9 protein-coding genes are annotated in these 11,155 nt (G+C 63.2%); 8 read left to right on the top strand and 1 reads right to left on the bottom strand.

Features of this window, described 5'->3' with window-relative positions; translation table 11 throughout:
- From murC to lpxC, 6 genes are all read left to right on the top strand, one after another.
- Window positions 1-1,303, top strand: a 1,303-nt coding sequence (gene murC / locus VNT00_RS01475) for a UDP-N-acetylmuramate--L-alanine ligase (protein ID WP_325583777.1), incomplete at its 5' end; no start/stop codon positions are given.
- Window positions 1,300-2,250 carry a D-alanine--D-alanine ligase gene (locus VNT00_RS01470; protein ID WP_325583775.1) on the top strand — a complete coding sequence of 317 codons (951 nt, stop codon included), beginning with the start codon at window positions 1,300-1,302 and terminating at the stop codon, window positions 2,248-2,250. The genes murC and VNT00_RS01470, both read left to right, overlap by 4 nt.
- Before the next feature lie 17 nt (window positions 2,251-2,267).
- A complete protein-coding gene (locus VNT00_RS01465) occupies window positions 2,268-3,059 on the top strand; it encodes a cell division protein FtsQ/DivIB (RefSeq protein WP_325583773.1) in 792 nt (263 codons plus the stop codon).
- A gap of 7 nt (window positions 3,060-3,066) precedes the next feature.
- Complete coding sequence (gene ftsA, locus VNT00_RS01460) at window positions 3,067-4,293, top strand: cell division protein FtsA (protein WP_325583771.1); 1,227 nt, start codon at window positions 3,067-3,069, stop codon at window positions 4,291-4,293.
- Window positions 4,294-4,471: 178 nt separating this feature from the next.
- Window positions 4,472-5,647 (top strand): cell division protein FtsZ, encoded by a 1,176-nt coding sequence (ftsZ, locus tag VNT00_RS01455; protein WP_325583769.1) that lies wholly within the window; start codon window positions 4,472-4,474, stop codon window positions 5,645-5,647.
- Window positions 5,648-5,905: 258 nt separating this feature from the next.
- Window positions 5,906-6,829, top strand: coding sequence for a UDP-3-O-acyl-N-acetylglucosamine deacetylase (gene lpxC / locus VNT00_RS01450; RefSeq protein ID WP_325583767.1), 924 nt, complete (start codon window positions 5,906-5,908; stop codon window positions 6,827-6,829).
- 46 nt (window positions 6,830-6,875) lie between these two features.
- Here the strand turns inward: lpxC and VNT00_RS01445 are convergent, their stop codons facing one another.
- A complete protein-coding gene (locus VNT00_RS01445; protein WP_325583765.1) occupies window positions 6,876-7,361 on the bottom strand; it encodes a DciA family protein in 486 nt (161 codons plus the stop codon).
- 38 nt (window positions 7,362-7,399) lie between these two features.
- On the opposite strand from VNT00_RS01445, the gene VNT00_RS01440 reads away from it, so the two are divergent.
- Together VNT00_RS01440 and secA are read left to right on the top strand one after the other, a co-directional pair.
- Window positions 7,400-8,377: a M23 family metallopeptidase gene (locus tag VNT00_RS01440; protein WP_325583763.1), complete on the top strand. Its 978-nt coding sequence runs from the start codon at window positions 7,400-7,402 to the stop codon at window positions 8,375-8,377.
- Window positions 8,378-8,473: 96 nt separating this feature from the next.
- Window positions 8,474-11,155, top strand: a 2,682-nt coding sequence (secA, locus tag VNT00_RS01435; protein ID WP_325583760.1) for a preprotein translocase subunit SecA, incomplete at its 3' end; no start/stop codon positions are given.

Below are 11,155 nucleotides of genomic sequence, written 5' to 3'. Positions count from 1 at the left end.
CGATATCCAGGAGTCGGCGGTGACGCGCCGGCTGGCGAGCCTGGGGGCGAAAGTCACCATCGGGCATAGCGCCGACAACGTCAAGGGCGTGGGCGCCATCGTGACGTCGACGGCCGTGTCGGGCGACAACCCCGAAGTGCTGGCCGCGCGCGCCGCGCATATTCCCGTGGTGCCGCGCGCCCTGATGCTGGCCGAGCTCATGCGCCTGAAGCGGGGCATTGCGGTGGCGGGCACTCATGGCAAGACCACCACGACCAGCCTGGTGGCCAGCGTGCTGGCCGGAGGCGGGCTGGATCCCACTTTCGTGATCGGCGGGCGGCTGACCTCGGCCGGCGCCAATGCGCGGCTGGGCCAGGGCGAGTACATCGTCGTCGAGGCCGACGAGTCCGACGCGTCGTTCCTGAACCTGCTGCCGGTCATGGCCATCATCACGAACATCGACGTCGATCATATGGACACCTATGGCCACGACGTAGCCAGGCTCAAGAGCGCCTTCATCGAATTTACCCAGCGGCTGCCGTTCTACGGCAGCGCCGTCGTATGCAGCGACGACGCCAATGTGCGCGAAATCATTCCCTTCATTTCCCGTCCCGTGACGACGTATGGCGTGAACCCCGATGCGCTGGTGCGCGCGGTGAACGTGCGTGCGCAGGGAACGGTGATGCATTTCGACGTGGAGCGGCGCAGCGCCGCCGGTTCTTTGCCTTCGCTGGCCATCAGCCTGAATCTGCCCGGTGTGCACAATGTGCTGAACGCCCTGGCCGCCATTGCCGTGGCGACCGAGCTGGGCGTGCCCGACGCGGCGATCGCCGAAGCCCTGGCCGTGTTCAACGGCGTGGGCCGCCGGTTCACCCAGCATGGCGATTTCCCGGTGTCGGCCGCCCGCGGCGGTGGAAGCTTTACATTAATTGACGATTACGGACACCATCCCGTCGAGATGGCTGCTACGCTTGCGGCAGCGCGCGGCGCCTGGCCGCAGCGGCGCATCGTCCTGGCATTCCAGCCGCATCGCTATACCCGCACACGCGATTGTTTCGAGGACTTCGTCCAGGTCCTGAGCTCGGCGGACGCGGTCCTGCTGACCGACGTGTATCCGGCGGGCGAGCAGCCCCTGGTCGCGGCCGACGGCCGGGCCTTGAGCAGGGCGATACGCGTGGCGGGCAAGGTCGAGCCCCTGTTCGTCGAGGATGTCAAGGATCTGCCGCGGGCGATTGCCGACTTCGCCGTGGACGGCGACGTCGTGATCGTCATGGGGGCGGGGTCCATCAGCAAAGTACCCGCACAAGTAGGAGAGTTGTTATGAACGCGCGGTTTGGCCATGTCGGTGTGTTGTATGGGGGCCGTTCGGCCGAGCGCGAGGTGTCGCTCATGTCCGGGCAGGGAGTGTGCGATGCGTTGCGCAGCCAGGGCGTGGACGCCCATTTGTTCGACACCGGCACGCGCACCTTGATCGACCTGGTCAATGCAGGGTTCGATCGCGTGTTCATCGCCCTGCATGGCCGCTACGGCGAGGACGGCACCTTGCAGGGCATGCTCGAGCTCATGCAACTGCCGTACACCGGCAGCGGCCCCATGGCCTCCAGCCTTTCCATGGACAAGATCATGACCAAGAAGGTCTGGCTCGAGCGCGGTCTGCCCACGCCGGGCTACGCGGTGCTTTCGGGCTCGGCGGACTTCGATGGCGCTATTGCCGGGCTCGGCCTGCCGCTCATGGTGAAGCCGCCGCACGAGGGATCGACGCTGGGCGTGACCAAGGTCACGGAAAAATCCCAGTTGCGGGCGGCATACGAACTGGCGGCCCGCTACGACGAAGATGTGCTGGTCGAGCAGTTCATCGAAGGCCGCGAGCTGACCGTGCCGGTGCTGGGCAAGGGCCCGGATGCGCGCGCACTGCCTGCCGTCGAGATCATTGCGCCGCAAGGCAACTACGATTACGAGCACAAGTATGTGTCGAACGATACGCAGTATATATGCCCCGCCCAGCTCGACGAGGCCGCCGCTGCGCAGTTGCAGCGCCTTGCCGTCGAGTCGTACCGCGCGCTGGATTGCGAAGGCTGGGGCCGGGCCGACTTCATACTCGACGCGCAGGGACGGCCCTGGCTGCTTGAAATGAATACTTCGCCGGGCATGACCAGCCATTCGCTGGTGCCCATGGGGGCCAAGGCGGCAGGCATCGGCTATGCCGAGCTTTGCATGATCATTCTTGAAAGCGCGTCGTGCAAAGTGCAGCCGCCGCCGGCCAGTATTTAATCAGGAGCGACCCGAACGTGTTCAACGACGCCCGCCTCACGAACTTCATAGCCAATACGCTAGCTTTGCTGGCGGTATTGGCCATGATTGCGAGCGTCGTCGTCTGGGTGGCGCAGCGGCCGTATTTCGCCATTGCGCAAATCCAGATCGAGCCGCTGCAGGCCGGCGCGCTGAGCTACGTGTCCTCGGCGACGGTGCAGGCCACCATAGCGGGCCAGATCAAGGGCAATTTCTTTACGGTCAGCCTGGACAAGACGCGCCAGTTGCTCGAGACCGTGCCGTGGGTGCGCCATGTGCGCATCCGCCGTGTCTGGCCCAACACCTTGCGGGTCCAGATCGAAGAGCAGCAGCCGCTGGCCTTGTGGAACGAGGACGAAATGATCAACACCTGGGGAGAGGCATTCAGCGCCAACCAGGGCGAGTTGCCGGACGATGCCGGGTTGCCGCATTTCTACGGCCCCGATAATTCCGAGCGCCTGGTCGTGCAGCGCTATGCCGAGGTGGCGCGCTGGTTTGCGCCCCTGAACCTGCATGTAAGCGAAATTTCGTTGAGCCCGCGTTATGCGTGGTCGGTTGAATTGTCGAACGGGCTGCGCCTGAGCCTGGGACGCGACCCGGCGGCCGATGTGGCCGATCCGCACGGGCGTTCGGGCGCGCTGCCGTTCGCAGCCCGGATCGAGCGCTTCGTGAACGCCTGGCCGATGTTGACGAAGCGCCTGAACGGGCGTGTGGTAGATAGCGCCGATTTACGTTACGCCAACGGTTTTGCCATTACGTTGGCCCCTGTTTCACATACCTCTACTAAATAGAAAACCTATGACTCGTGACATCAAGGATCTGATCGTTGCACTCGATATCGGCACCAGCAAGGTGGTGGCCGTGGTGGCCGAGATATTGCCGGAAGGGCGCTTCGAAGTGATTGGCCTGGGTCAGCATGAATCCCAGGGCATGCGCAAGGGCGTGGTGGTCAATATCGAAGCCACGGTGAATTCGATTCAGCGCGCGCTGGAAGAAGCCGAATTGATGGCCGACTGCAAAATCCGCGAGGTGTATACGGGCATTGCGGGCAGCCACATCACCAGCTTCAACTCCAGCGGTATGGTGGCGGTGAAGGACAAGGAAGTCACCCCCACCGACGTGGCGCGCGTCATCGAAACCGCCAAGGCCGTCAACATTCCCACCGACCAGCAGGTGCTGCACGTGCTGACCCAGGAGTTCATCGTGGATTCCCAGGAGGACATCCGCGAGCCCATCGGCATGAGCGGGCTGCGCCTGGAGGTGCGTGTGCACATCGTGACCGGCGCGGTAAGCGCCGCGCAAAACATCGTGAAGTGCGTGCGCCGCTGCGGCCTGGAAGTCCAGGACCTGATCCTGCAGCCGCTGGCGTCCAGCCTTTCCTGCCTGACCGCGGATGAAAAGGAACTGGGCGTAGTGCTGGTGGATATCGGCGGCGGCACGACCGACATCGCCATCTATACCGGCGGCGCCATTCGCCATACCGCCGTCGTGCCGATTGCCGGCGACCAGATCACCAGCGACATCGCCGCCATGCTGCGCACCCCGACGCCGGACGCCGAGGAAATCAAGCTGCGCTTCGGCGTCGCCAAGCAGGTGCTGGCCAACGCCGACGAACACATCGAAGTGCCGGGCCTGGGCGACCGGCCGAATCGGCAGGTCAAGCGCCAGGCGCTGGGCGCCGTCATCGAGCCGCGCGTCGAAGAGCTGTTTACCTTCGTCCAGCAAATCGTGCGCGAGTCCGGCTACGAAGACCTGCTGGCGTCGGGCGTGGTTCTGACGGGCGGCACGGCCTTGATGCCGGGCATCGTCGAACTGGCCGAGGACGTATTTTTGAAACCTGTGCGCGTCGCCGTGCCCGACTACGAAGGCAGTCTGGCCGATGTCATGCATAATCCACGTTTTTCAACCGTCATGGGCCTGCTGATCGAGGCGCGGCTGCAGCGTGCGCGCGGCCGCAAGGTGGCCCAGCAGAAGGGCAGCGTCAAGTCCCTGCTGGCGCGGATGAAAGAGTGGTTCATGAATTGAGGCCCGTAAGAAGGCCTTGAGGGGGCGGACGGCAGCATCGTCCGTAACTGGGGAGGCGTTTCAAATTAGGTGCGAGTCGACAGGCTGGCATTTCTTTTGAAGCGATTTCCGAAACGGCAGTACCGGGGATTTTTTTTCGTATTAATCGCTTTAATTTGGATATGTGAGGGAGTCAATCATGATGAATTTTGAAATGCTCGATAACAGCAGCAGCGGTACCGTTATCAAGGTCGTAGGCGTGGGCGGGGCGGGCGGCAATGCCGTGGCGCACATGATCCGTTCGGGCATCCATGGCGTGGATTTCATCTGCGCCAATACCGATGCCCAGGCGCTTACGACCAGCGAGGCGCCTGTTCAGATCCGCCTTGGCCGCACCGGCCTGGGTGCCGGCGCCAAGCCCGAGCAAGGCCGTGCGGCCGCGGAAACCGCCCGTGAGGAAATCCGCGCTGCCCTGACCGGCGCGCATATGGTCTTCATTACGGCGGGCATGGGCGGCGGCACGGGCACCGGCGCGGGCCCCGTGGTGGCCGAGGTCGCCAAAGAGCTGGGCATCCTGACCGTGGGCGTGGTGACCAAGCCGTTCTCGTTCGAGGGCTCCAAGCGCCTGAAAATGGCGGAGGAGGGCATCAACGAACTGTCCAAGCACGTGCATTCGCTGATCGTCGTGCTCAACGAGAACCTGTACGACCTGATGGACGAGGACGCCACGCAGGAAGACTGCTTCAAGGCTGCGGACGACGTGCTGCACAATGCGTGCGCGGGCATCGCCGAGATCATCAATGTCGAAGGCAATGTCAACGTCGACTTCGAAGACGTCAAGACCATCATGGGCGAGCAAGGCCAGGCCATGATGGGCACTTCGATTGCCGCGGGCTCGGATCGCGCCCGCGTCGCGGCCGAGCAGGCCATCGCTTGCCCCCTGCTGGAAGGCGTGGATCTGCACGGTGCGCGCGGCATGCTGGTCAACATCACCGCCAGCCGCACGCTCAAGATGCGCGAAACCCGCGAGATCATGGACACCATCCGCAGCTACGCCGCCGAGGACGCTACCGTCATCTACGGCACGGCGTACGACGAATCCATGGGTGAAAACCTGCGCGTTACCGTCGTGGCGACCGGCCTTGGCCGCAGCAACGCGGTGTCGCGTCCGCAACTGGTGCAGAACCATGCCGAAGTCCAGCGCACGGGCACGGACAACCAGCCTTTCATCGGCGGCCACGACTTCGCCAACTCGGAAGTCCCGGCGGTGATCCGCAATCCGCGCAGCCAGGCCACGGCCCAGGTGCGCGCCCTGGAAACCGCGGGCATGGACCACTTCGATATTCCGGCCTTCCTGCGCAAACAGGCGGACTGATATCGGCGTATTGTTGTAAACAACGACTCTCGCATGTTTGCGGGCGCCGTCGACCCGGCGCCGGCTTCCGGCTTGGCCGCGCAGCTTCTTCTTCCCCGGGGAAGAGGCGCGGCCGCGGATCTTTTGAAACATGTTGAAAGAGCAACCGGCAGGCGATTGCGTTAAAACTTAGAGCATGGCTCTCAAGTTTGTTACAATACGGGGTCGATTGCATAGGCCTTGCCTGCAATCCGTGTCCATATTTTCTTCAAACACTGTATGTTACGTCAGCGCACCATCCAAAAAGCGATCAGCACAAAGGGTGTGGGGCTTCACTCCGGGCGTCGAGTCGAAATCACGCTCCGTCCGGCCGACCCCAACACGGGGATTGTGTTTCATCGCGTCGACCTGCCCGAGGTGGTCGACTTTCCCGCACAGGCCGTGAATGTGGGCGGTACGCGCATGGCGTCGGTTCTGCAAAAGGGCAATGTCCGCGTCTCGACGGTCGAACACCTGATGTCGGCGCTGGCCGGCCTGGGTATCGACAACCTGCATATCGATCTTACTGCCGAGGAAGTGCCCATCATGGACGGCAGCGCGGGCACGTTCGTATATCTCCTGCGTTCGGCGGGCCTGCTCGAACAGCCGGCGGCCAAGCAGTTCATCAAGGTTCTCAAAACCATCGAGGTGCAAGAGGGCGAAGGCAACGACCTGAAATGGGCGCGCCTGGAACCCTACGACGGTTTTGCCCTGTCGTTCGCCATCGATTTCCACCATCCGGCCATCGACTCCACGGCCAACTTCGCCGAGGTCGACTTCGCCCGCGATTCCTACGTCAAGACCATTGCCCGCGCCCGCACGTTCGGGTTTGTCAGCGAGGTCGAGGCCCTGAGGGCGGCCGGGCTGGCGCGCGGCGGCAGCCTGGACAACGCCATCGTCATGGACGAATACCGGGTGCTCAATTCCGATGGCCTGCGCTACGACGACGAGTTCGTCAAGCACAAGATACTCGATGCCATCGGCGACCTGTATCTGCTGGGCAAGCCCCTGGTAGCCAAGTATGTGGCATGCAAATCGGGCCATGGCCTGAACAACCAGCTGGCGCGCGCCTTGCTGGCCAATCAGGAGTCCTGGGAACTCGTTACCTACGAATCTCCCGCCGCGGCGCCCAAGGCGTTTGCCAATGAGTGGAAGTTCGCCTAGCAAACCAGCGGAATCCCGGTTTGCATTAAAATGGCTGCCTGGCCGGTTATTCGGCTTTGCCGTGATGAACCAGCAGCCGGCTTATGGCGTCGGCCAGGGGCCCGGGTTTCAGGCTGCTCCTGAGTCTTTCAAACGCATCCAGCGCGTTGTCGTCCAATGGCACGGCTGACTTGGTCCGTGCTGTTTTTGTCTGGCTTTGTAACAAGCCGGCTTGAACCTTGACGCTGATTTCATTAAGGTTCCATCCATTTCCCGCCAATAGCTGAACGATGCGGGGGGCCAACTGCCGCAGTCGGGCCGCGTAGGCCGCGCTGGGAACCGCCAGCGTGATTTGCTGTCTGTCTATACGCGCTACTTTGCAAACCTGTGCCAGGGCGGGCGGCAAAACCTGTTTTGCGGCCTGCTCTATGGACAGCAGCATGCGCGCCGTCGACAGCACATTGGCGCCGTGCTGGTCGCTGCCCAGCCAGTCCGCCGCCGTGTGGCTGGCGGAGCCGCGTTTGTCGAACGGTTGTCCTGGATTTCGGGGCATGCGGCTCTAGTATCTAAATGTGTTAGTAAGGATTTCTAGTGAGAATTGTATTGTTGAAGGGGCTGTCCGGCGAATCCGCAGCCAAGGGGCTTAAGTTGCCCCTGGCCGCGGCCTTGGCCATGTTTGGCCTGGGCCTGGCCGCCGGGGCCGGCGCCTGGGTGCAGGCCCGCGTGAACCCTCCGGCCGCGCTCAGCGCCACACAAGAGCGCGCACTGGCCGACCTGGCGGTGCGCGACTCCAATTATATTCGCGGCAATGTCGACCTCCTGGCCGCCAAGGTGGGCGACCTGCAGGCCAAGCTCATCGCCATGGAGGGCGTGAGCAAGCGCGTGGCGCAAGTGGCCGGGGTATCGTATACCGACCCCGAGATCCAGGCGGATCTCACCCAGGCCCAGGCGACCGTCATGGACTACATCACTCCCGACGACGCCGCCTTGCGCTCTTCGGAGAGCCTGGGGCGCGAGCTCGACCGGCTGCAGCAGCAGGTGGCCTTGCAGAACGACCGGTTCGCCATGCTGGACCTGGCCCTTACAAAACGGGCCGGGGTCGAAGCCAGCCTGCCTACCTATCAGCCCGTCAACTACCCTTATTTGAGTTCGTCGTTCGGCTGGCGCCGCAATCCGGTCACTGGCCGCTACGCCATGCACGAAGGCCTGGATTTCGCGGCGCCCAGGGGAACCCCCATCCGGGCCGCCTCGGGGGGCGTCGTGACCGAGGCGGGGCGGGTGTCGGGTTACGGCAAAATGGTCGAAATCAACCATGGCAATGGTCTCGTAACCCGCTATGCCCATGCCTCCAGGCTGGACGTCAAGGTAGGCGACATCGTCGAGAAGGGCCAGGTTATCGCCAACGTGGGCACCACCGGGCGTTCGACCGGGCCGCATCTGCATTTCGAGGTGCGTATGGCGGGCCATCCGCTGAATCCAACCTTGTTCCTGGCCAGGGTGCAGCCCGGCCCGACCGCAGTCGCGGACGCATCGGAGCAAGTTGAAGCCATCTTGCCTAAGGTGCGTTAAACTGTCTCGTTTTCCTGCGGTTATTGCCGCCAACCCTAAATAATATGAGCCAGGCAGCAGGCCGCAGGCCGGTTAGCCCGCATCATCGACACAAGAATGGTTTCTTTGCTAAAAAAGCTTATTGGTAGTCGCAACGATCGGATACTCAAGCAATATCGCAAGCAAGTCGCACAAATCAACGCGCTCGAACCTGCCATGGTTGCCTTGTCCGACGAGCAGCTGCAGGCCAAGACGGACGAGTTCCGTTCCAGGTACCAGGCGGGCGCCTCGCTGGACAGCTTGCTGGTGGAAGCCTTTGCCGTAGTTCGGGAAGCCAGCAAGCGGGTATTCGGCATGCGCCATTTCGACGTCCAGATGCTTGGCGCCATTACCCTGCACACCGGCAAGATCGCCGAAATGCGCACCGGCGAAGGTAAAACCCTGATGGCCACGCTGGCCGTCTACTTGAATGCCTTGTCGGGCCGGGGCGTGCATGTCGTGACCGTCAACGATTACCTGGCCCGGCGCGATGCCGAGTGGATGGGCCGGCTGTACGGCTTTCTGGGCATGTCGGTCGGCGTGGTCGTTCCCCAGCAGGAGAACGAGGAAAAGGTAGCCGCCTACGCGGCCGACATCACCTACGGCACCAACAACGAATATGGTTTCGACTACCTGCGCGACAACATGGAGTACCGCGCCGAAGACCGCCGCCAGCGCGAGCTGGCCTACGCCATCGTCGACGAGGTCGACTCCATTCTCATCGATGAAGCCCGCACGCCGCTGATCATCTCCGGCCAGGCCGAGGACAACACCGACCTGTACATCCGCATGAACGTCGTGCCGCCCATGATGACGCGCATGTCGGGCGAGCCCAAGCCCCACGAGCCCGAACCCGAGGGTGACTTCTGGGTCGACGAAAAGGGCCAGCAGGTGCATTTGTCCGAGGCCGGCATGATCAAGGCCGAGCAAATCCTCGTCGACATCAAGGTGCTGCCCGAGGGCGACTCGCTGTACGAGCCCCGCCATATTTCGCTGATCCATCACCTCATGGTGGCGCTGCGCGCGCACAACCTGTTCTTCCGCGACCAGCAATACGTGGTGCAGAACGACGAAGTGGTCATCGTCGACGAGTTCACCGGGCGCCTCATGGCGGGCCGGCGCTGGTCCGACGGCCTGCATCAGGCAGTGGAGGCCAAAGAGGGCGTTCGCATCCAGAACGAAAACCAGACCCTGGCGTCCATCACTTTCCAGAACTACTTCCGCATGTACGACAAGCTGGCGGGCATGACGGGTACGGCCGATACCGAGGCGTTCGAGTTCCAGGAAATCTACGGCCTGGAAACCGTCATCGTTCCCACCAACCGGCCCATGGCCCGTATCGACCAGAACGACCAGGTATTCAAGACCGACCACGAAAAGTACAACGCCATCAAGGCCGACATCGAAGACTGCCACAAGCGCGGCCAGCCGGTGCTGGTCGGAACCACCAGCATCGAGAATTCCGAACTGCTGTCGGGCCTGCTTAAAAAGGCCGGCCTGCCGCACGAAGTCCTGAATGCCAAGCAGCATGCGCGAGAGGCAGAAATCGTCGCCGAGGCGGGAGTGCCGGGGCGGATCACCATCGCCACCAATATGGCCGGCCGGGGCACCGATATCGTGCTGGGCGGCAGCGTCGAGAAGCAGATCGATTTCATCAGGCAGGACGAAACCCTGTCCGACGAGGAAAAAGCCGAACGCATCGAAAGCCTCAAGGCCAACTGGCAGCCCGCCAACGAGGCGGTCAAGGCGGCGGGCGGGTTGCGCATCATCGGCACCGAGCGCCACGAGTCGCGCCGCATCGACAACCAGTTGCGCGGCCGCGCGGGCCGCCAGGGCGATCCGGGCTCGTCGCGCTTCTATCTGTCGCTGGAAGACTCCCTGATGCGCATTTTCGCGGGCGACCGCGTGCGCGCCATCATGGAGCGCTTGAAGCTGCCCGAGGGCGAGCCCATCGAGGCCGGCATGGTCACGCGTTCGATCGAGACCGCGCAGCGCAAGGTGGAAGGCCGCAACTTCGACATCCGCAAGCAATCGCTGGAGTACGACGACGTCGCCAACGACCAGCGCAAGGTGCTGTACTCGCAGCGCAATGACGTGCTGGAAGCCGCCAGCGTCGGCGCCACCGTGCACAACCTGCGCGATGCGGCCGTGACGGAGCTGTTCAATACCTATGTGCCGCCGGAATCGGTCGAAGAGCAGTGGGACATCCCCGCGCTGCAAAAGGCGCTGGAAGCCGACTGGCACCTGCATCTGCCGTTGACCGAGATGCTGGAAAAGGAACCCAACCTGAACGACGAGGAACTGCGCGAGCGCGTGGTGGCCGCGGCCCGCGACGCCTACCAGGCCAAGGTGGACCAGGTGGGCGAGGAATCGTGGTCGCAGTTCGAGCGTTCGATCATGCTGCAGGCGATCGACACGCATTGGCGCGAGCACCTGTCGGCGCTGGATTACCTGCGCCAGGGCATCCATCTGCGCGGCTATGCGCAGAAGAATCCCAAGCAGGAATACAAGCGCGAAGCCTTCGAACTGTTCTCGGGCATGCTGGAGCGGGTCCGCGACGACGTGGTGCGCGTGCTGATGACGGTGCGCGTGCAGTCGTCCGAGCAGGTCGAGCAGGCCGAGGCCGAAGCGGCGCAACCGCATGTGCAGAACGTGCAGTACCACCACTCCGACTACGACGAGGCGCTGGCCTCGGCCAACGCCGCAGCCGCCGCCGTCGGCGGCCAGACGCCGGTGCGCAACGTGGTGCCCAAGGTGGGG

Source organism: Eoetvoesiella sp., assembly GCF_035555955.1.
In the GTDB taxonomy this organism is placed as follows: Bacteria; Pseudomonadota; Gammaproteobacteria; order Burkholderiales; family Burkholderiaceae_B; genus Eoetvoesia.
This window is presented reverse-complemented; position numbering and strand designations above follow the sequence as displayed.